20 protein-coding genes are annotated in these 22,203 nt (G+C 38.0%); 16 read left to right on the forward strand and 4 right to left on the reverse strand.

Translation table 11 applies throughout. The features are described 5' to 3' along the window. Positions 1-113: 113 nt before the first annotated feature. From opp4A to KI343_RS16920, 12 genes are all read left to right on the forward strand, one after another. Complete coding sequence (gene opp4A, locus KI343_RS16870) at positions 114-1,961, forward strand: oligopeptide ABC transporter substrate-binding protein (protein WP_212927589.1); 1,848 nt, start codon at positions 114-116, stop codon at positions 1,959-1,961. A 396-nt stretch (positions 1,962-2,357) separates the two neighbouring features. After that, the gene (gene rpiA / locus KI343_RS16875) at positions 2,358-3,038 is read left to right on the forward strand and encodes a ribose-5-phosphate isomerase RpiA (protein WP_212927590.1); all 681 of its coding nucleotides are present in this window, start codon (positions 2,358-2,360) and stop codon (positions 3,036-3,038) included. Between the two features lie 110 nt (positions 3,039-3,148). Continuing rightward, positions 3,149-3,271, forward strand: a complete 123-nt coding sequence (locus tag KI343_RS20390; RefSeq protein ID WP_280530148.1) for a hypothetical protein — start codon at positions 3,149-3,151, stop codon at positions 3,269-3,271. Between the two features lie 225 nt (positions 3,272-3,496). Further along, the gene (locus tag KI343_RS16880; RefSeq protein ID WP_212927609.1) at positions 3,497-4,756 is read left to right on the forward strand and encodes a M20/M25/M40 family metallo-hydrolase; all 1,260 of its coding nucleotides are present in this window, start codon (positions 3,497-3,499) and stop codon (positions 4,754-4,756) included. Between the two features lie 30 nt (positions 4,757-4,786). Beyond that, positions 4,787-5,578, forward strand: coding sequence for a DUF3100 domain-containing protein (locus KI343_RS16885; RefSeq protein ID WP_212927591.1), 792 nt, complete (start codon positions 4,787-4,789; stop codon positions 5,576-5,578). Next, on the forward strand, positions 5,575-6,060 hold the full coding sequence (locus KI343_RS16890; protein WP_212927592.1) for a DUF751 domain-containing protein: 486 nt from the start codon (positions 5,575-5,577) through the stop codon (positions 6,058-6,060). The genes KI343_RS16885 and KI343_RS16890 overlap by 4 nt, the downstream gene beginning before the upstream one ends. 386 nt (positions 6,061-6,446) lie before the next feature. Next, complete coding sequence (locus KI343_RS16895; RefSeq protein WP_212927593.1) at positions 6,447-7,010, forward strand: chromate transporter; 564 nt, start codon at positions 6,447-6,449, stop codon at positions 7,008-7,010. Further along, positions 7,007-7,534: a chromate transporter gene (locus tag KI343_RS16900; protein WP_212927594.1), complete on the forward strand. Its 528-nt coding sequence runs from the start codon at positions 7,007-7,009 to the stop codon at positions 7,532-7,534. The genes KI343_RS16895 and KI343_RS16900 overlap by 4 nt, the downstream gene beginning before the upstream one ends. Positions 7,535-7,802: 268 nt before the next feature. Beyond that, a complete protein-coding gene (locus tag KI343_RS16905) occupies positions 7,803-9,227 on the forward strand; it encodes a PTS mannitol transporter subunit IIBC (protein ID WP_212927595.1) in 1,425 nt (474 codons plus the stop codon). An 82-nt stretch (positions 9,228-9,309) separates the two neighbouring features. After that, positions 9,310-11,427: a BglG family transcription antiterminator gene (locus tag KI343_RS16910; protein WP_212927596.1), complete on the forward strand. Its 2,118-nt coding sequence runs from the start codon at positions 9,310-9,312 to the stop codon at positions 11,425-11,427. A gap of 89 nt (positions 11,428-11,516) precedes the next feature. Further along, entirely contained in the window at positions 11,517-11,957 is a 441-nt protein-coding gene (locus KI343_RS16915; RefSeq protein WP_212927597.1) for a PTS mannitol transporter subunit IIA, read from the forward strand. Further along, the gene (locus tag KI343_RS16920; protein ID WP_212927598.1) at positions 11,957-13,111 is read left to right on the forward strand and encodes a mannitol-1-phosphate 5-dehydrogenase; all 1,155 of its coding nucleotides are present in this window, start codon (positions 11,957-11,959) and stop codon (positions 13,109-13,111) included. The genes KI343_RS16915 and KI343_RS16920 overlap by 1 nt, the downstream gene beginning before the upstream one ends. Positions 13,112-13,177: 66 nt before the next feature. Here the strand turns inward: KI343_RS16920 and KI343_RS16925 are convergent, their stop codons facing one another. The 3 genes from KI343_RS16925 to KI343_RS16935 all read right to left on the reverse strand — a co-directional run bounded on the left by KI343_RS16925 (position 13,178) and on the right by KI343_RS16935 (position 16,326). Next, positions 13,178-13,963 carry an HAD family hydrolase gene (locus KI343_RS16925; RefSeq protein WP_212927599.1) on the reverse strand — a complete coding sequence of 262 codons (786 nt, stop codon included), beginning with the start codon at positions 13,961-13,963 and terminating at the stop codon, positions 13,178-13,180. 407 nt (positions 13,964-14,370) lie between these two features. Beyond that, positions 14,371-14,547 carry a hypothetical protein gene (locus tag KI343_RS16930; RefSeq protein WP_212927600.1) on the reverse strand — a complete coding sequence of 59 codons (177 nt, stop codon included), beginning with the start codon at positions 14,545-14,547 and terminating at the stop codon, positions 14,371-14,373. Between the two features lie 81 nt (positions 14,548-14,628). Beyond that, on the reverse strand, positions 14,629-16,326 hold the full coding sequence (locus KI343_RS16935) for a M3 family oligoendopeptidase (protein ID WP_212927601.1): 1,698 nt from the start codon (positions 16,324-16,326) through the stop codon (positions 14,629-14,631). A gap of 324 nt (positions 16,327-16,650) precedes the next feature. On the opposite strand from KI343_RS16935, the gene KI343_RS16940 reads away from it, so the two are divergent. Further along, positions 16,651-16,935, forward strand: a complete 285-nt coding sequence (locus KI343_RS16940; RefSeq protein ID WP_212927602.1) for a hypothetical protein — start codon at positions 16,651-16,653, stop codon at positions 16,933-16,935. 65 nt (positions 16,936-17,000) lie between these two features. On the opposite strand, the gene KI343_RS16945 is transcribed toward KI343_RS16940, so the two are convergent. After that, the gene (locus KI343_RS16945; RefSeq protein ID WP_212927603.1) at positions 17,001-17,861 is read right to left on the reverse strand and encodes a CvfB family protein; all 861 of its coding nucleotides are present in this window, start codon (positions 17,859-17,861) and stop codon (positions 17,001-17,003) included. A 602-nt stretch (positions 17,862-18,463) separates the two neighbouring features. On the opposite strand from KI343_RS16945, the gene KI343_RS16950 reads away from it, so the two are divergent. From KI343_RS16950 to KI343_RS16960, 3 genes are all read left to right on the forward strand, one after another. Next, positions 18,464-19,360, forward strand: a complete 897-nt coding sequence (locus KI343_RS16950; RefSeq protein WP_212927604.1) for an AEC family transporter — start codon at positions 18,464-18,466, stop codon at positions 19,358-19,360. A gap of 45 nt (positions 19,361-19,405) precedes the next feature. Then, positions 19,406-20,062: an HAD family hydrolase gene (locus tag KI343_RS16955; RefSeq protein WP_374705449.1), complete on the forward strand. Its 657-nt coding sequence runs from the start codon at positions 19,406-19,408 to the stop codon at positions 20,060-20,062. A 534-nt stretch (positions 20,063-20,596) separates the two neighbouring features. Continuing rightward, positions 20,597-22,132 carry an SAP domain-containing protein gene (locus tag KI343_RS16960; protein ID WP_212927605.1) on the forward strand — a complete coding sequence of 512 codons (1,536 nt, stop codon included), beginning with the start codon at positions 20,597-20,599 and terminating at the stop codon, positions 22,130-22,132. The last annotated feature ends 71 nt before the right edge of the window (positions 22,133-22,203 follow it).

The raw sequence follows: 22,203 nt of genomic DNA on the forward strand, positions 1-22,203 counted from the left end.
GTTTCGCTCTATTTTATTACTTTCATCTGCTGCTAATTCAGAGTAGATGTTGAGTATATATACCGGCAGTCCTTGCCGGTTAGAAAGACATATTATAAGGGGAGGTAATAAGGATGGGAAAAGCAACTATTAACAAGGTTTTATTCATCATGATGCTGATGCTGTTTCTTGTGCTGGCAGCATGTAGCAGCGGCTCTGATGATACTGGCGACAGTAAAAGTGATGAAGGAAATGGAGAAAGTGAAGACGCTGGATCTGAATCCGAGAAGGCAGATGGTAAGATATATGATATAGCAGATTTCAGCCCGTTAAAAGAAGGCGAACCGATGGATGGCGGTAATCTGAACTTCGGTCTTGTCGCAGATACAGTTTTTGCTGGAACATTGAACTATAATTTTTATTCAGATGCATATGATTCGGAAGTAATTGATTGGTTTGATGAGGCGCTTTTGGGTGTGGATGAAACTTTCACTTATACCCAAGATGGTGCAGCTACCTGGGAAATGAATGATGAAGGAAATGAATTTACTTTTACCATCCGGGATGAAGTGAATTGGCATGATGGAGAACCGGTAACTGCAGAGGATTGGGCGTTTGCTATTGAAGTAATCGCTGATCCGGACTATGATGGGGTTCGCTATGGAGATGTCACATCCATCGTCGGTGTAGAAGAATATCATGATGGTAAAGCGGATAGTATTGAAGGATTAGAAATTATTGATGAGAAGACTTTGAAAATGACCTTTAAACAACCAACTCCTTCTTTATTATCGGGAGGAATATGGACATATGCATTACCGAAGCATATTTTCGAGGATATTCCAGTAGCTGAAATGTCATCATCGGATGCAGTACGTGTGAATCCAATCGGCATTGGACCTTTTAAAGTAGAATCTATTACTCCTGGTGAGTCTGTAACGTACACAAAGAATGAAGACTACTGGAGAGGTGAGCCTAATCTAGATTCGGTGACATTAAAAGTAATCGCTCCTGAAACAGTTACACAGGCACTTGAAACTGGTGAAGTGGATATGGTACATTCTTTCCCAACAGATCAATACCCGGATGTTGAAGAATCTCTGACTAATGTGGAGTTTTTAGGAAGAATTGATAGATCTTATACGTATATCGGGTTTAAAATGGGGACATGGGATAAAGAGAATAACAAAGTTGCTATGGATTTAGAAAATTCTAAAGTCGGCGATGTTGAATTACGCCGGGCAATGTGGTATGCAGTAGATAATAATGCAGTAGGAGAACGGTTTTATAATGGACTACGCTGGAATGCAACAACGTTAATTCCTTCTTTCTATGAAATTTATCATGATGACTCTATTGAAACACCAACTTATGATCCAGATAAGGCAAATCAAATTTTAGATGAGGCTGGTTATGAAGATGTAGATGGTGATGGTATCCGCGAAAATCCGGACGGCGAAGAATTAGTGCTTAATTTTGCGTCTATGTCTGGCGGCGATACGGCTGAACCATTGGCAAACTACTACATTCAGGCTTGGGAGCAAGTTGGTATCAAAGTAGAAAAGCTAGATGGTCGTTTGATTGAATTTAATGATTTCTATGACAGGGTCGGAAATGAAGGTAATGATGATCCGGATATTGATATTTACCAAGGAGCTTGGAGTGTAGGAACAGACGTTGATCCAACTGGTTTATGGGGACCGAATGTAATATTTAACTACACTCGTTGGGAAGATGAAGAAAATACCCGTCTTCTTGAAGAGGGAGTTTCTCCAGAAGCGATGGATTTAGAATACCGGAAAGAAGTATATAGTGAATGGCAGGAATATATGGTAGAGCAGGTACCAGTGTTCCCGACGGTTTACCGCTCACAATTAGTGCCAGTTAACAAACGTGTAGTAAACTGGGATATTCGCCAAGAAGATTCAGAATTATATCGTTATGAAGTTGGCGTAACACAGGACGAACCAGTAACACCTTAATCAGATGAAGAGACTTGTCATTGAAAGCAACTAAAAATCTTATGGTTTTTCAGTTGTCTCTCATATAATATCTAAACAAAAAACTATTTTAAACTGGACCCTATAAACTAGACATGGCCAAAACTATCTAACCATGCTGTTTATAGGGTTCTTTATCGTATACTTACATGAAAAAACACGGGAGATCCCGTGCTTTATTTATTTCAAATATTGTTTTACTTCCTCAATTGTTTGAAATTCATCTATCCGCTTGATACTCACCTAACCATTTATAAAGCGCTTCATTTACGCTATAATGGATGCGGATACATAATGGGAACCTTGCAATCTGAATTACGCAGGACTGCAAACGTTGAACACGTGCTATAATAAAACCATGATTTGGAGGGGAATATAATGAACACACAAGATCAATTAAAAAAAGCTGTCGGTGAAAAGGCTGCATCATTAGTTAAGGATGGAATGAAGGTGGGCATAGGCTCCGGTTCAACGGTATATTGGCTCGTCCGTGCTTTGGGGGAAAGAATCCAGAAAGAAGGTATACATATAGAAGGAATTCCATCCTCCATTCAGACAGAGGAATGGGCAAAGGAATTTGGTGTTCCGCTTACAGATTTTGCGACAACAAAGGAGCTGGATGTGACGATTGACGGATCAGATGAGGTGGATCCGGATTTCCAGTTAATCAAAGGCGGAGGAGCAGCTTTATTTCGAGAAAAAATCATTGCCCAAGCTGCAAAAGAATTGATTATTATTGTTGATCAGTCCAAATTAGTAGAGCAGTTAGGCGCATATGCTTTACCTGTTGAAATCCTGCCATTTGCTTGGGAGCGAACTGCATATGAAATAGAGAAGCTTGGCTGTGTTCCGGCACTTCGATTAAAGGAAGGGAAACCGCTTGTGACCGACAATGGAAACTATATTGTTGATTGTCCATTTGAAAAAATAAAGGATCCGGCTGAATTAGACCAGAAGTTACAGAAAATCGTTGGGGTAGTTGAAACGGGACTATTTATTAATATGGCAACTTCCGTAATTATCGGAAGTCCAGAAGGAGTCAGCATGAAAGAAAAATAAGTGTTAATGAAAGACCATCGTTTTAGGTGGTCTTTTGTTTGCGCAAAAATACCTCCTTTTTGGTCACGAATATGTCCAAAATAGCGTAGGCTAGTGGGAGGCTGGATAGTTTGCCGGAGAGGATGATGACTGGGAAAGAATTTAAGGATCCCTGGTATGGTCAGTTGATGCAAGGTCCAAAATTATTGCGCATCCCTGTCAGATTGATTATTGGTTACGTAAGTATGATATAAAAGTTAAGTTAGTGAATAGGATATGAAGTTAATATAGATGTAAAAATGGCGTAGGAAGTTGGGTATATATCCCGGCACCTACGTTATTTTCTGTCTAGAGATCAAAATTTGCGTTAATATCAAAAAAATTAGAAAAAACTGTATTGACGTGAAATTTGTCGAATGGTAAGATATTGACATGCTTTAACACTTTAGTACGTTGAAAAGGAGCGTTTAAGAGCAATGATGTTTTTTAAAGAACAATATCCGTACATAAAAGACTTTGCAGAAGATATTTATTATCATCCGGAATTAGGTTACAAAGAGCATCGGACAAAGGAGAATGTCATTCAGTTTTTGGAGGAAGTCAACCCAGATGTTGAAATTGAGCATTTTAGTACCACTGGAATTAAGACAACATTAGGACCGGCAGCGGGTGACACGCATATTGCTTTTATTGCAGAGCTTGATGCAGTATACGCTCCATCTCATATATATGCTGATAAAGAAACAGGGGCTGCTCATAACTGTGGACACTATACACAAGTAGCCATTGCACTTGCTATCTATCGTTATTATGCAAAAACAAAATCCTATCAAAACTGGAAGAATAAAATAAGCTTTATTTTTGTTCCGGCAGAAGAATATTTAGATTTAGATTATCGTGATTCGTTGATGAAACAAGGTGTGATTACACATTATGGTGGAAAGCCGGAAGCAATGAAATTAGGCGTTTTTGATGATATTGACGTAGGAATATGCGTCCATGCAATCGGCGGTGAATTTGAGAAAAGAACAGTAGAAATAAATTGCGATTTAGCTGGTTTCTTATATAAAAAATACACCTTTAAAGGAAAAGCAGCACATGCTGGGTTTGACCCGTTTTCCAGCAAGAACGCATACAGCATGTCAACGGTATTCAACACGGCAGTCGGTTTAATGAGGCAGCAACTTGAAGAGAAGGAGCATGTACGCATGAACCCAATTATAATGGGTTCCGATATGTCGACTAATGTTGTTCCAAATCAAATTACTGTTGGAACAGATCTCCGAACAAAAACAGTAGATTATTTAAAAGAAGCTGCTTCGAAACTAGATGATGCAGCAAAAGGGAGCGCAATTGCCTTACAGGGGGAGGTAACGACGCATACACAAATGGGCTATTTGCCTTTTATTCAAGATAGGTATTTATCTACCTTTGTTCAAACTGTTTTTGATAAGTTTTCAGAAATTGATGAAATATATAATAATAACTTTATAAGTGCAGCAGGGGATATTGGTGACTTGTCTTATATGATTCCATGTATTCAAATTGGTTACAGTGGATTTACTGGGACAATTCATGGAGATGATTTTATTGATATTGATCCAGAATTTATCTATGCTATTTTCCCGCAATTCGTTGCTGAAGTATTGGAGAACATAGATAGAAATATAAATAAGGAAAAATTATATAAGCGTTCTTATTCGGAGTATCTTTCGGTAATTAACGAAATTGTTGATTAGCCCATTAACTTAGGAATTGAGGAATAGATTATGGTCAAAAACTTTATTTACTTTTTACTTTTTGTTTTAGCAGTAATTGCAACAGCTGAATTGATTGGTATTCAATCCTTTACGATTGGTTCCATGACAATTTCGATGCTTCCGTTGGTATTTGCCATTGCGATAGCGATGCTCCTTGGATTGCCATACTTGCGAAAAGGTATTTTGAAAAAGATCTATAGTAAGAAGAATGTTGAATTTGCGAGTAAGTATTTAATTTTTATTATGCTTCCTTTAATGGCTAGATATGGATCGGATGTCGCTCCACAGATTAAAGAAATTTTGCAGGTCGGCTGGGTATTTATCATTCAGGAGATTGGTAACCTAGGAACAGTTCTTATCGGACTGCCTATTGCTATATTGATAGGTTTGCGCCGTGAAGCAATCGGGGCAACTTTAGGAATAGGACGGGAAGGCGAGCTCGCTTATATTTCCGAAAAGTACACCCTAGAATCTCCAGAAGGGCGGGGAGTCATCTCGCTTTATGTGATTGGAACATTATTTGGTACCATGTTCTTTAGTATTTTCGCACCGGTTTTGCTCGATTTCGGCATTCGTGTTGAAGCACTTGCAATGGCATCCGGGGTAGGTTCTGGAAGTATGATGAGTGCTGCATCTGCAACACTCGTAGCAAGGGTCCCGGAAATGGAGAGTACGATTTTAGCCTATGCTTCCGCCAGTCAATTGTTAACCAGTTTCATAGGTACGTTTACGATGGTATTTCTTGCTGCGCCGTTACAGCAGTTTATGTACAAGTTCTTCGTTAGAGGTGACAAAAAATGAGTCCAACAATGCGTCGTTATATCCGTTATGCGCTCGTGCTTTTATTAAGTGTATCTTTTATATTATTTGCACAGGAAATCAAACTGTTAAAAAATCCTGATTCGACACCAATTACATCCATGACCTTTATCGGTTTAGGCATCCTGTGGTTATTTTCTTTTCTAGGTGTGATTATTGCTGATTTAATGAAAATGGTTCCTATTAAGGTCATCCGAGATTTTCCGATATTGGGCTGGGTATCGATCACCTCTTTAACGTTGTGTCTGATTTCCGATTTTTTCGTTGAAGCAATTCAGTCCGTAGACTTTCTTGCGATTACGACCCCGATCCTGACTGTTGCCGGGATTTCCGTAGCAAACCGTCTTGTTGATTTGCGAAAAACATCTTGGAAAATTGCTATTGTTGCTGTATTTGTATTTGCAGGAACCTATATCTGCAGTGCTTTATTGGCACAAATGGGACTTCTGTTTGCTGGTCATTAAATCTATTAAAGAGACTTTTCCTCATACCAGGTAGGAAAGGTCTTTTTTATAGAGGCCTTGGATGATAGCATAGCAGAGGGAGTATATCCTCCTTATTTGGAAAATACGTAACGCTTTCCACTCACTTACAATATAGAATAAGTATGATAGACTAATAGAGAATAAAGGAATATATATTATAAGAAATGTATGGATGGAATAGAAGCTGGCGGTGTCTTGAAGTACTATTTATTAAAATAGGGAAAGAGAGGGACTGCACTGGAGCTCTGAAACTTGGAACGGTGCTTTTGTTCTAAGATAAAAAGGGCATAATATAAAAATACAGTTTGAGCTAAATAGCTTTGGAATTGTATAAAAAATGAAACAGAGAAGGATTGTTTGGTTTAATGAAAAGGCAGTGGGATATTTTTATTGCTTTCTTTCGTGTAGGAATGCTTGGTTTTGGTGGTGGACCAGCCTCGATTCCATTAGTTCGAAAGGAAGCTGTCGATAAATATAAGTGGATGGATGAGGAAGAATTTATAGACGTTTTAGCAATTAGTAATACGCTTCCTGGACCGATAGCAACAAAAATGGCAGGATATATCGGCTATCGTGTATCCGGGTGGCTGGGCATGATAAATGCATTAGTCGCTTCAGTTCTTCCAACAGTTATCATGGTGATTATTTTATTAAGAACATTATCTGAGGTTCGTGAATTTGATTGGGTCAAAGGGATGACTTCAGCAGTCGTTGCTGTTGTCGGCATGATGATGGCGGTACTGACTTGGCAATTTTTATATAAGGCAGGAAAAGGACTTGGGTGGTTGACGGCGATTATTATGCTTGCTGTTATTTTTGTACTCTTAAATTATTTGCATATTCATCCGGGTATCGTCATTGGAGCTCTTTTATTGATTGCATTAATTCTCCCTGTTAAAAAAGAAGAAAAAGAAGGTGAACACAGATGATTTTATGGGATATTTTTGTTGCCTTCTTTATACCTGGTATCCTTGGTTATGGCGGTGGTCCGGCATCCATTTCATTAGTAGAAAATGAAGTGGTGGGTAATTACGGCTGGATGTCTGTTCAAGAGTTTGGGGAAGTGCTTGCTTTTGCAAATTCATTACCAGGACCGATTGCGACAAAAATGGCAGGATATATCGGCTATGAGTTAGGCGGTGTACTAGGTTCCTTTGTTGGGGTTTTTGCCACGGTTGCGCCTTCTTTAATTTTAATGATTTTATTAGGAGGATTTTTACTTAAATATAAAAAGTCTGCACGTGTACATAGGCTTACGGTATTTGTTCAACCTGTTATTGCTGTATTACTTGGCGTAATTGCATGGAATTTTTGGACCGAAGCATATGTAAGCATTGGCCTCTTGCAAACAGTCATCATTGTTCTGGTTAGTTTTTACTTAATTGAGATTAAACAGGTTCATCCTGCTTTTGTTATCGCTGGAGCAATGCTGTATGGTGGCTTTTTCCTTTAAATGTGAGATGTAAAAACAGGATATGAAAATAGTAGGAGACATTTTGTTAAAGAAAAAGTAATTTTCTTTGTTTAGCAGAAGTCTCTTTTTTTATTAGATACCTTTCTTCATACATGAAGGATTCCTAAAAGAACATGTATGAAAAGCAAATATTATTTTGGCAACATTACAATGACAAAGTTACATTTTGATTAGGTTGTTTTTCCTATAGGGAGAAGAATAAAATGAGGGTAAGCAGAAAATAGAAAAATGAAAGGGGTTTAATCATATGTCACCACAAAATAGTGGATTCCGAGCAAAAATACAAAAGTTTGGCAGTAACTTGAGCGGCATGATTATGCCAAATATCGGTGCATTTATCGCTTGGGGACTTATTACTGCATTATTTATTCCTGATGGCTGGATTCCAAATGAAAACATGGCCGCATTAGTCGATCCAATGATTCGGTATTTGTTACCATTGCTAATTGGTTTTACTGGTGGACGAATTGTCTATGATATTCGCGGAGGAGTGGTTGGTGCCACTGCAACGATGGGGGTTATTGTCGGTGCGGATCAGCCGATGTTCCTTGGTGCCATGATTATGGGGCCGTTAGCTGGTTACCTTATGAAAAAAATTGATGATTTATTCCAAGCTAAAATTCGTCAAGGTTTTGAAATGCTTTATAATAATTTCTCTGCTGGAATTTTAGCAGCTATCCTTGCGATGATTGCTATTTCAGGAATTGGACCACTTGTTTCCAGTTTAACAAATGCTTTGGCAAGAGGCGTTGAAGCAATCATTACTGCAGGCCTGTTACCATTAGCCAGTATTATTCTTGAACCCGCTAAAGCACTGTTTTTAAATAACGCCATTAATCATGGGATACTGACACCGCTTGGGGCGGATCAGGCGGTAGAAACAGGGAAATCAATCTTATTCCTCGTGGAAGCGAACCCAGGACCGGGTCTGGGAATTTTGCTTGCCTTTGCTATCTTTGGAAAAGGAGTGTCAAAATCATCTGCGCCAGGAGCAGCAATTATTCAATTTCTAGGTGGGATCCATGAAATTTATTTCCCTTACATTTTGATGAAGCCGACATTAATTATCGCTGCGATTTTTGGTGGGATGTCTGGGATCTTCACGCTGCAATTATTTGATGCAGGGCTGAGAGCAGCTGCTTCACCTGGAAGTATTTTCGCCGTTTTGGCCATGACGCCAGGTAACAGTTATATTGGAGTTATACTAAGTGTTATTATAGCAACTGCAGTTTCCTTTGCTATCGCATCCTTTATCTTGAAAACTTCAAAAAATAAAGAAGAGGATCTTGCGGCTTCTACTGAAAAAATGGAAGCTATGAAAGGGAAGAGAAGCAGTGTAAGCAGTTCACTTGTAGAAGAAAAGAGCGCAGAAACAACTCCTGCCCAACAAGCGACGGAAGTTAATAAAATTATTTTTGCGTGTGATGCGGGAATGGGGTCGAGTGCGATGGGTGCTTCGCTCTTAAAGAATAAGTTTAAGAAGAGCGGCATTGATATCGATGTGACCAATAAAGCAATTAACGAAATTCCCGAAGATGCAGATATCATTATTACGCAAAAAGCATTAACAGAACGTGCACAAGCAAAACGTCCAGATGCTGAGCATATCTCCGTAGATAATTTCTTAAATAGCCCGCATTATGATGAGTTAGTAGAACGTTTAAAAAACTAATGTATTTGGTATAGGTATATATAAGATAATAGCCTTCTCTATTTAAGTGAAAGCTGTTGTTTACTAAAGGAGGTGAATGGGGATGTATCTTACTAGTCGTGAACGTCATATCCTAGGCTTTTTACTATCGACAGAGGAAGAGAAAACAGTAAAACAAATAGCTGATAAACTAAGCGTTAGTACCAGAACCATTCACCGTGAATTAAAAAAATTAGAAAATGTATTAGCAACGTATCATTTGACATTTCATAAAAAAGCAGGCTCTGGAATAAGGATTCAAGGGGACGCACAAAATAAGCAACAGTTAAAAAATAAGGTCGCACAACTGGATGGTGTAGAATTATCAGAAGAGGAAAGACAATCCATTTTATTAAATACATTAATCCAGATCCGTGAGCCCATTAAATTATTTACCTTGGCCAGTGAATTGAATGTTACAATAGCCACTATTTCACAGGATTTGGATGATATGGAGGAGCGTATCCATTCATTCGGTTTAGAACTTATCCGTAAAAAAGGGTATGGCGTGGAGATACAAGGTGATGAGGGAAGAAAACGAGCCGTGCTGAGTAATTTAATTTCGCGGCATATTGATGTATTTGAATTTGTAGAGAAAATCCGAGGCAAAAATAAGGAAGAAAAGGCAAGAAACGATACCATTTCTGATCGGCTATTAAGACTTGTAGATCCGTTAAAATTAGAAAAAATAGAGAAGCAAGTTCAAGAAATTGGAGAAGAGCTTCCTTATCATCTGGCAGATAGCGCTTACGTCGGGTTAGTCGTTCATTTAGCTCTTGCTATTGAAAGGCTGCAAAAAGGGGATACGATTCATTTTGATGAAGCGTACATGCGAGAGATTCAGGGAACACAAGCGTATCAAATAGCAGCCCGATTAATTAAAAAGCTGGGCGACACATTTTCAATAGATATTCCAGAGGATGAGATTGGTTACATTACTATGCATTTAATGGGAGCGAAATTAAGAGAGAATCAGTCCTTTTTGCTGGAGGAGACGAGCTTGGACTTGGCGCATCGGGCGAAAGAGCTTATTCGCAAGGTAGCAGAGCAGCTCCATATTGATTTATCAGCAAATAATCAATTGTTATCGGATTTAACAACCCATTTAAAACCGGCTATCTATCGTATAAAGCAGCAAATGAATATTCATAATCCGATGCTTGCGGAAATTAAGCGTGATTACCTTGAGTTGTTTGAAGTGATTGAAGAGAGTATGACAACTGTTTTTCCGGATTTGAAGATTCCCGAGGAAGAAATTGCTTATATTGTGCTGCACTTTGCGGCAACAATACTCCAATCAGAACAGCACAGAGAGCTTCGTGTCCTTGTTATTTGCTCTACAGGTATCGGTACATCCAAAATACTGGCATCGAAGTTGGAGCGTAAATTTCCAGAAATAGAGATAGCAAAACATCAATCTATTTTTGATTTAAATCAAGCAGAACTTTTGGAATATGATGTTGTTGTCTCCACTGTTCACTTAGAGAATCTGGGTCAAAGCTATGTGCATATTTCACCGATGCTAACAGAAGAGGAAGCGGCAAAAGTTAAGGCCGCACTAAGAAAAGCTGCTTTGACCCGGCCGAGATCATCTGTTCAAACCAATAAAATGATGGAAGGCGATTTCCTTGTAAATCTTCAAGAGATGCACCGCTATTCGGATGTGATTTTACAGGTCTTAAATCGATTTAGAGTATATGAGTTAGAAACAGAGACTGGCTTTCTGGAGTTAATTTGTAATCAATTGCAGCTGAATGGTACCGCAGAGGATAAAAATGTGTTGCTAGAAAAACTGACAAAAAGAGAGGAACAGGGCGGATTAGGAATTCCTGGTTCGCGGCTTGCACTATTTCATACAAGGTCAGATACAATCAAAGGTCCGAACTTCCTTATTTTTCAATTACCGAATAAGGTAGCGTTGCAAGGAATGGACGGGACGAAGATGGATGTAACACGTATTTTAATGATGCTGGCCCCAGAATCTGCGTATAAAGAAGCTTTGGATATTTTAAGTTATCTAAGCGGTTTAATCATTCAAGATTATCGTTATTTGCAATTACTTCAAGAAGCAACAGAAAAAGAGATCAAACAATTTATGACGAAACAATTTCAATTATTTATTTATGAAAAGTTTTATCAAATGGAAAACCGTCCATTAGTGTCTGGATGTCTGGCCGAATGAGGAAAATTCGAGATGAGAGACAGAATTTGCAGTATAAGAAACTGCAGCGTTACATTTTAATATACAGTTTTACAAAGGAGTGCATAATAATGGCAAAAGAAATTTTAAGTACAGAGAATATTGAATTAGGTGTACAAGTCTCATCCAAGGAGGAAGCAATTCGTCATGTCGGCGGTATTTTATTAAATAACGGATATGTCAAAGACTCATACATTGATAAAATGCTGAAACGTGAAGAGATTGCATCGACATTTATGGGGAACTCATTAGCTATCCCACACGGCACGGAAGATGCGAAAAATGAAGTCTTAGAAACGGGTCTTTCTGTCGTAACCGTCCCAGATGGCGTTGATTTTGGCGACGGGAATATTGTCAAGCTGCTAATTGGTATTGCTGGAAAAGGGGATGAGCACTTAGAAATTCTATCGCAAATTGCCATTATTTGCTCTGAAGAAGAGAACGTAGAGAAATTGACACAAGCATCATCAAAAGAGGAAATTATTGATCTTCTTAATGAGGTGAATGGATAATGAAAGCTGTTCATTTTGGTGCAGGGAACATCGGCAGAGGCTTTATCGGTCTTTTATTAGATCAATCAGGCTATGAAGTTACCTTTGTAGATGTCAATGATGAGGTTATTAGTGCGATTAATCAAGAAAAAGCATACCAGGTTCATTTTGCAGCGGATAACGTTGAGTCCATCACCGTACAGCATATTTCAGGTATCAATAGTGTCAAAGATCCTAAGGCTGTAACGAATGCAATCATGGAAGCCGACATTATCACAACAGCGGTCGGCCCGAATATCTTGCCAGTCATCGCCAAAGCGATTGCAAAAGGACTTGCTGAAAGAATCGATGCCAATCGAGCCCCCCTCCAGATTATTGCTTGTGAAAATATGATTGGAGGCAGTACCTTATTAAAAGAATATGTCTATCAAGAAATCGACGAGTTAAATCAGGAAGGCTTTGATGATTTGTTTAGTTTTCCGGACGCTGCTGTAGATAGAATTGTACCAAATCAAACGAATAAGAACCTGTTGGATGTCACGGTGGAACCATATTATGAATGGGTTGTAGAGAAATCATTTATCCATGGAGAGATTCCTGAAATTAAAGGAATAACCTATGTAGATGAACTCGGGCCATATATTGAACGAAAGTTGTTCACAGTAAATACAGGACATGCAGTAACAGCATATTTAGGCAGCTATCATCGCTATGACACCATTGTCGAATCTTTACAGGATAAAGCAATTTTGGATGCGTTAAATGGAACATTACAAGAGACCGGGCAAGCTTTAGTAGAAGCTTATGGATTTGATGAAGGAACACACGCAGCCTATATAAAAAAAATCATCAGCCGCTTCCAAAATCCACATATTTCTGATGAAGTTAATCGGGTAGCCAGAGGTCCAATCCGCAAGCTTGGACCAAAAGATCGCTTTGTACGTCCTTCAAAAATGTATTTTGAATTTACATCCTCTGCCCCTAGGTACTTATCTAAAGCGATGGCATCTGCTTTACAATTCCATAATAAAGCAGATGAAGAGGCTGTGAAGCTCCAGGAAATGATTCAGGAAACAGGAGTAGAAGCAGCGTTTGTGGAAATTAGCGGATTGGAGAAAGATCATTCCATTACAAAAGCAGTTATGGCTGAATATGAGCAAATGCGGCCTGAGTGAATGAATATCTCTATAAAATAAGCAAAAAAGCATGGAGGTTCCCATGCTTTTTCGTTTATAAATACGTTATTTTACCAAACCTAATTTTTTCAATCCATTAAAGATACCTGACTCCGTTACCGATGTCGTTTGAAAATCAGCATATTCCACTAATCTTGGATCTGCATTTCCCATTGCAATGCCAGTTCCAACAAGCTTGAGCATTTCTTTGTCATTCATCCCGTCTCCAAAAGCAATTGCTTCAGAAGGAGCGATATCCAGATGATGTAGCATTTGTTGAATAGCCACGCCTTTATTTACAGAGGACCGAAGAATATCGTAGGATTCGCTGGCATGAGCAACATTTACTTTGGCGAGATGGAAATCCTCTGTAACTTCAAAGTCTTTTACTTGATCTTTTTCAACATTTATAGCTGAAGCAGAAACAATTTGATCCGCCACATCCGATGTAAATAGTTTATTTTGATGGAGTTCGAATACCTCGTTAAAACGCTTAACATGTGGACTTGTTAATGAAGTGAAGTAATTATTCTCTGTGGTGTAGAGGACAAGTTCGCTTTCACTTTGATTCGCAATATCCACCATATTTTCTACGTCTTCTTTCCTCATCGGTGCATTAAAAATAACATTGTCTTGATAGAGAGCATAAGCTCCGTTGTAGGTAATGGAAGATGTAATTTCAAAATCTGAAGTCAGATATTGAATATCCACAAAAGGCCTGCCTGTACATAAAAAAACTTCCAAACCTGCTGCTTTTACTTGTTGAATGGCTTCTTTCGTCGAAGCTGCGTAAGTATGATCCGGTTGCAAAATCGTTCCATCAATATCTAAAAATAGTGCTCGATAAGTCATGATAGTCTCCTTCTTCAATCCAATAAAATTAACGCTATTTTATCATACTATTTTCAGAAAGCCTAGCAGAGGATGGGATGTTGGAAGAAGAAAGGGGAAGCGCTCGAAAAAAGAGAAATTCGCTCCAATCCGAAGTAGAAGCGCTCGGAAAAGTGAAAAGTCGCTCTGATCCGGAAGGAAAGCGCTAGAAAAAAGATGACGTACAATAGTCTGTGTAAGATGAATAAATAGGAAAGGTAAGGTTATCCTACCCTTTAGTTAATCACTACAAAAACTAAGAAGAGGAGACCTTACCTATATCTACTAGTATACCTAATAATGATTTTTTTTAACAGATGAAGAGCTAGTTTTAAAATTTGTTAAAGATAACCTGGAGTCTATTTTAAAAGAAGAACTCCAGCTCCAGGCTAAGCCGCTCGGGAAATAAAATCCGCTCCAAAATGAGACCGATCCGCTCCAACCCCAGGCTGAAGCGCTCGAAAGAAGAAAAATCCGCTCCACATCCAGGAGGAAGCGCTCGAAAAAATCGAAACCCGCTCCAACCCGAGCTCAATCCGCTCCAACCCGAGCTCAATCCGCTCCACCCCGAGCCCACTCCGCTCCAACCCCAGGCTGAACTATTAACATATCTTAATCTACTTCTCCCAATCATCTATCAGCTAATATCAAAGTGTTTGGTCATCTACTTTATCTAGCCAGTCTTCGATGAAGGAGACTGCTGATTCTACCGTTCCTTCTTCAAAAGGTGATTTTAATTTAGCGGATTCAACAAGTTCCAGAAATGGCTTTGAACCGCCGAGTTTACATAGGCCGATATAATCTTGCCATGCTTGTTCCCGGTTTTCCTGTGATTTCTTCAAAAACTGGAAGGCACAAACTTGTGCAAGAGTATAATCAATATAATAGAAGGGATCTTCATAGATATGCCCCTGCTTCTGCCAGAAAGCTCCTGATTCTAAGCCTTCTATGCCGTCATAATCACGGTGTGGTAAGTATTTCTTTTCTAAATGACGCCACGCTTGATTGCGTTCTTCTGGTGTCCAGTCTGGATTCTCATAGACCAAATGTTGAAATTCATCGACAGCAACCCCATAAGGAAGGAATTGAATAGCATCCGATAGATGAGCGTACTTATATTTTTCGACGTCCTCTTTAAAGAAATTTTCCATCCAAGGATACGTAAAGAATTCCATGCTCATTGAATGGATTTCTGCAGATTCGCTTGTTGGAAAATAGTACTCTGGGACAGAAAAATGACGGCTGGAATAAGCTTGGAAGGCGTGCCCTGCCTCGTGTGTTAATACGTCAATATCTCCAGACGTTCCATTGAAATTAGAAAAAATAAATGGAGACTGATAATCTTCAATATACGTGCAATAACCGCCGCTTTCTTTTCCTTTCTTTGCCTCTAAATCAAGCAGCTTACGGTCTAGCATAAACTGGAAAAATTCACTGGTTTCTGCGGATAATTCATCGTACATTTTCTTGCCATTTTCGATGATCCAATCTGGATTGCCTTTTGGTGCTGCGTTACCTGAAGCGAAAACAAAAGACTCATCATAGAATTTTAGAGAATCAACTCCAATTCGTTTTTCTTGTTTCTTATAAAGTTTTGTCGCAATTGGTACAATGACTTCTTCTACTTGTTTCCGAAAACGCTGAACCATTTCGGCATTATAATCAACTCGCTGCATACGAAGATAACCAACCTCGACAAAGTTTTTATAGCCTAACTTTTCAGCTATTTTCTGACGTGTTTTTACTAAATCATCATAGAGGCTATCCAGTTTTTCTTTGTTTTCCGTAAAGAAGGTTTGACGAGCTTCCAATGCTTCTTTTCTAGTTTGCCGATCCGGATCCTCTGCGAAAGGACCAAGTTGTGCTAAAGTATAGGATTTACCCCGGAATTCGATATCCGCAGATGCAATTAATTTGGAATAATTAGATGTTAACTTATTTTCTAACTGCAGCAGTGGAATAATTTCCTTAGAAAAAGCTTTTACCTCACATGCTGCTAAATCAAATAATTGGGAACCATACTTATCCCGGAGTTGCGATTCAAATGGAGACTTCAATAGCTCTTTATAAAAAGATGTAGCTAGTTCTTGAATTTCTGGTAATTTTTCATCAAAAAAGTCTCTTTCTTTATGATAAAATTCATCACGGGTATCAATGGAAGCACGGATAAACACAAGGTTATACATGGTAGAAAGACGGTTTCGAATGGCATTAATTTCATCAATGGCAGCGACTGCCTTATCGATCGAAGCTGCGTTTTGAAATTGCTCCAATTTTTGATAAAAAGTCTCTTTCACTTCTGCCATGTTTGGACGTTCATAAACGTATTCAGAAAATGTTTGCATGGATTTACCTCCTAAAAAATTGGATTTGGTCATGACTACTCTAAAGAACATACTTATCCAGGTATCCTCTGAAAGAAGTCGTCTTCATCATTATAACGTTTTTTAGGATAAAAAGTATTCAAAAGATAACGAAATCTTCCCTTGATTCTATTATCAATTTGGTGGTTTATTTTCTATAAGATGTAAGAATGTCCTCGTTTAAAATGAAAAATACGTGAACAAATTATAAAATTACTTAAGTGAGCCAGTGGGATGTATATTGACTTTCTTAGATTTCGATTGTAGACTGAAAATAGCGTAATTAAATAATGGTGGGGTGAAGAAATGGTAGAAGCAGTCATCACATTTGGAGCTATTTTAACAGCGATTACAGCACTAATCAGTATTTTTCTAGTTAAAATGACTTCCAAAGTATCCCATGCTGGTTATTATCCAAACCTATTCTTAGGTCTTGTGGGGATATTATTAATTCTTGTAGCACCAATCGCACCAAAAGTTGATTTTGGAGGGGCTGGATTTGGCGGAATCGGGATTGCTTGTATGTTTGCAGCTGCAATCGGATTCATTATCTCAGCAATTTTAGACTCCTACAAAAATGCAGAAGCATAAAAAGTAAAAGCAATGCCTGTTCATACGCAGACATTGCTTTTACTTTTTTCTTACATAAGTTTTAGCTAATCTATTTTAATGATTTGTTCATTTTCCTGTTTTACCTGCCCCTGTTTCAGCAATGTTCCTAAGGCACGTTTAAATGCTGCTTTACTAATTTGAAATGTTGCCCGAATTTCTTCCGGATCGCTCTTATCATGGAAAGGAATCACGCCATCATTTTCCTTTAAATGCTTTAAAATAGCATTTGCATCTTCTGTTAAACTGTCCTGTTTTAATGGGCGCAAGGAAACGTTAATGGAGCCATCCTCCTTTACAGCAATCACTCGTCCTTCAACAACCTGTCCAATACGAGGTTCCTCTTTTCTTTCGGTACGATGAATAAAACCGCGATAGCCTTCGCTTGTTATGATAGCTGCACCCTCTTTATTTGTATAATAGACTGTGCCAACGACCGTTTGCTGATTTAGCTGTTCTGGTGCTGCGAAAACATTATTGGCGATAATACTCTCAGACGCTGGGACACCTAAAAGACGTCCCTTTTTATCTAACTGTAAAGTAATATACAGACGATCTCCAGAATGTGGCCAGCTTTCTTGGAATAAAGGCAAGGCATCTTTGGAGACAAGAATATCCTTTGACGTGCCTATATTGACAAAAACACCTAGATGGGGAACTACATCTACAACTTCCGCCCAGTCATACAATCCGGTAGTAACAAAAGGCAAATATGTAGTAGCATTTACTTGGTCTTTTTTATTTAAATAAAGGAAAACATCAACAGACTGTTCTGGCTCTAATGGCTTTTCTGTTTCATTATGATGCAGCAGAACTTCCTCTCCATAAGCAGTTAACACATATCCAGTATCTATTTTTCGCAAAACGGTCATCGTTATGATAGAACCGATTGGTAAATCTGTCGGCATATAAAATACTCCTTTCAAAAGTCAAAATAATTTAGAAAAGGGATACTCTCTTAAAAGAGTACCCCTTTATGAATAAAGTAACACGTGATATCATAATTAAAATTTAACAGAAGTTCAATAAAGTTTTATTTTGAACGTCATTTCATGAGAAGAACTCAATTCTTCCCCTAATAATTGGGTTATTAGCTTATTTTAATCGGTTAGTTAGATATGCTAACCGTCTTATCCGTATAACGCTTACGGAATTGTCCGCGGTAAAATTTCTAAAAACTTTTCTAACTTAAGCAATACAGCCCCAAACCTTCTGCTGTATCCTTGCGACCCCTTAGTCGCGCCAGTGTGAATAAGCATTTTCAAAAAGCATTACAGAATGCCAAATCACAACTGTTACTCATTAACTTTTCTAGTATGCATGATTTCTTCGTAAATGTCAACCTTTTAAGGATGTTCAGCGTTTCTAATAAAAATGACCACGGCAAATTCCTACGTTAGCAAGCTTTTATCTTACGCTTTCCATTTAAAAATGGCTTTTGGGAAATAGATAGAAAGTTGACACAATATGATACACTTAATTTAATTGAAAAAAGCTGCGTGATTTACATATGTTACTGTTTATTGAAGTTATTTTGCCGATTATGGCTGTATTTGCGGCTGGATTTATCTTGCAGCGTATCCGTGTTTTAGACGTGAGATCCGTGTCTGCTGTCTGTTTATATATTCTTTCGCCGGCACTTGTATTTGTCACGTTGTATGATGCGGAGTTTGACCGAGGATTTTTAGTTATTCTTATTTACATGTTTGTCTTATTTTATGCAATGGTATTTATTAATAAAATATTAGCGAAAATCTTTGGCTGGGACGGGAATAAAGAAAGTGCAGCGATTCTTTCAACCGGTTTTATGAACTCAGGAAACTATGGCCTTCCTGTCGTTTTGTATAGTATTGGCAGTGCGGCTGCACCATATGCCATTTTTATTATGGTTATTCAAGCATTGCAGAATAATTTCTTCGGTGTTTATTATGCATCGAGAAGCACAAGCGGAATACGCAGAGCCCTGGAAAATGTATTGAAAATGCCGACAACTTATGCAGCGATTCTAGCATTCTTATTTTCGCTGCAACCCATTGCGATACCAGATTATATACACTCTACCTTAGAAATGGTCGGGAATGCTGCAATTCCTGTGATGATGGTGATGCTCGGCATGCAGTTAGGCTCATTAACGGCGTTGAAGATAGATTGGCAGGTTGTTCTTTCTTCCGTTACATTAAAGATGATTGTGGCACCAATCCTGACAGCGACGTTCGTCTGGCTTGTTCCGGTAGATCCGCTGATTGGAACGGTATTAATCATTATTTCAGCTATGCCGACCGCAGCGACAACGACAATGTATGCCATTGAATTTGATACGGAGCCAGAACTGGTATCAACGATTACGTTTATCTCGACGGTTGTTAGTGTAGTTACGCTTACGATTTTATTAAATATTATTGCTTAAGGATGGGTAAAAACGAATTTGATTATAAATCGGAGGGGAAAAACCATGATTAAAGCGGTTATTTTTGATTTTGACGGGCTTATTTTAGATACAGAAACGGCTTGGTTTGATGCTTATAAAGAGGTTCTGAGGGACCAATTTCAATTTGATCTGCCGCTTGAGGAATTTGTAAAGTATGTCGGATCGGATGAAACACAACTTTATTTTTATTTGCAAAAGGAATTAGGAAGTCAACTGAATATAGAAGGTATTCGTAATGAAGCGGCCAAACTCCACACCCGATATATAAAAAATGCAAAAGCCAGGGATGGTGTTTCAGATTATTTGAAAGATGCGAAAGAGGCGGGACTAAAAATTGCTCTGGCAACCAGTTCCAACACCGCATGGGCAACGACCCATTTAACAAATTTAAATCTGCTTTCTTATTTTGACTTCTTCGTAACAAAGGACATGGTGGAGAAAGTCAAACCAGCACCAGACTTGTTTTTAAAAGCTCTTGAAAAATTAGGGGTTGAACCTCATGAAGCGGTTGTTTTTGAGGATTCTTTAAATGGGCTTGTTGCTGCACAGGAAATAAATATTCCTACAGTTATTGTCCCAAATCCAGTTACGGCTTCCTTAGCTTTTGAAAATTATCATTTAAAATTAAATTCGATGGCGGATCTGTCTTTACAGGAAATTTTAAGTTCTTTGAATAAATAGGTTTTAGATTATAGCTCTTCATCAAAATCAATAGTTGACAAACTAGATTTAAATTGATGGTGGCAACCACTGCGACGGGTTATGATGGGCCGAGAAATCGCAATTCTAGAAAAACACTACGCTTTCCTCCAGGAGTTATCCGTGTTTTTCCTCTGGGACTGGGACTGCGGTTACTCGTCCCACCGAAGAGCTTTTGCGGTTACTCATCCCCATCGAAAACAAGTTATAAGTTTGCATTAACTATATTCCCCTTGCTGTTTTTATTCCAATAATTTATTTACATCTTGTTAGATAATTATAAATGCAAAGTCATGATTATGACTTTCTGTACTATACCTAGAATAGCTCTATTATGTTCAATCCTCAAATCTCCTCATTACAAAATGTTTCGTGAGGAATGCATTTCTATAAAAATGAACTAAATGTTTAGAAGATTATGTATAATGAAAGGCCGTTTTTGCAAAGGTTTGATTAATAAAGTGGAGTTTTTGGATTTCGTTGTAAATAATATTAAATGTGGGGGTTGGAAAATCAATGTACTTACAAGATATTTTACCAAAGATGTCCAAGCTTTACCTGGGAAGAATAGTTGATAGTTTTCTAAAGGATGTACACATGGATACGGAAGAGGGAATGAGAGAGGTCATATTAAAAAACATTGATGAATTTCAAAATAAAGAACGTGTAAAACGCTATTTAGATTTCAGCAATGAATCGCGGGATGTGACATTACTTAATGAAATGATTTTAATGGCGTTGATGGAGAAGGAAGGGTATCTTTTAAGTGAGTCTGAACTTTATAAAGAAGTAGAAGATATGGAAAAAGAGATATTGAAACAAGGGTTGGATGATAATTATATTGACCGATTCATTCCAAAGGATGCAAAGAGAATCTACAGTTCGGTATTAGAAGAAGCTTGGATAAAAGATGAATCTCTGAATGCCCATGAAATAAACATTTTGAATGTGTTAAGAAATGAATTAGATCTTTCCAAAAGAGAACATTATTTACTCGAAAGCCGTATAGGCAGATTTCCGAGAAAAGGTAATGACTTGCATACTCACCAACAGATTAGTCGCTCATTGATAAACTTACAAACAAGGGGACTTATCCTTCGTTTTAGGGAGGATACAACCTATTATATTATACCTAAAGATATAGCCCGAATTTTACGTTATGAAATGGGCGGGGAACTTAGAAATGAAGTTTATGCAACACTGTTAACAGATCTCAATGTTACGCAGCTAAGAAAAATCTTAAACCATCTAGACTTTAGTGTAAGTGGTGTAAAAGAAGTATTGGTTAACCGGATTATAGAATATAATATTTTACCCTCAACAGCATTGAAGGTATTTGGTTCGAAAGATTTATCAGATATTTTAAGAAACCTTGAAGGCGCGAAAATTAGTGGTACCAAAAAAGAAAAAATCCAAAATATTATTGATTATTATGAAACGCTCTCAACTCCTATGTCCTCTGACCCAACTGATGAAAGAGCAAGATTATATGATTTTTATGAGTCATTAGCTGCAAGAGATTATAAAACGCTTCGTATTAATAAAATTATTGAAAAAGATGTGCAGGTAGATAATTATTTTGAAGAGGCTACTCGATATTTATTTGATTTAAAATTGGGTCTTGATTTAATGAAAATGGAAGGAACAAGGCATGCTGACGGGAAAGTTCAATTTAGTTCAACAGAAGTCATGTTATGGGACAACAAAAGTACGGAAGAACCGTATACTTTTCCTGAAAAAGACTTTAAACAGTTTTTAAGATATATCCGTTCAGATAAATGGAGGGTCACACTTTTTTTGGTTGTAGTACATGATTATACAAAAGATGCCGTAGCGCAAGCTCAAAAGTTAAAAGCATTTTCAGAAGAAGATACAGACGTGGCTCTAATAAAGGCAGCTGATTTAGCGTACGTAGCAGAGGAATGGAAAAATTTTTCAGACCAGAAGGAACCGCAATTCAATTTGCAGGTATTTAATATAACAGGGGAGTTAACCCGGAATATGCTATTGAGTAGAATGGAATGGGCGCTTAAGGGCAGTCAGATAGTATAAAGATGAAAAAGGATAAGGAAATTTGGTTTGTCATAGTGGATCTGTCTTTACAGGAAGTTTTAGGTTCTTTG

This window comes from Oceanobacillus sp. J11TS1 (assembly GCF_018333215.1).
Classification (GTDB): domain Bacteria; phylum Bacillota; class Bacilli; order Bacillales; family Amphibacillaceae; genus Oceanobacillus.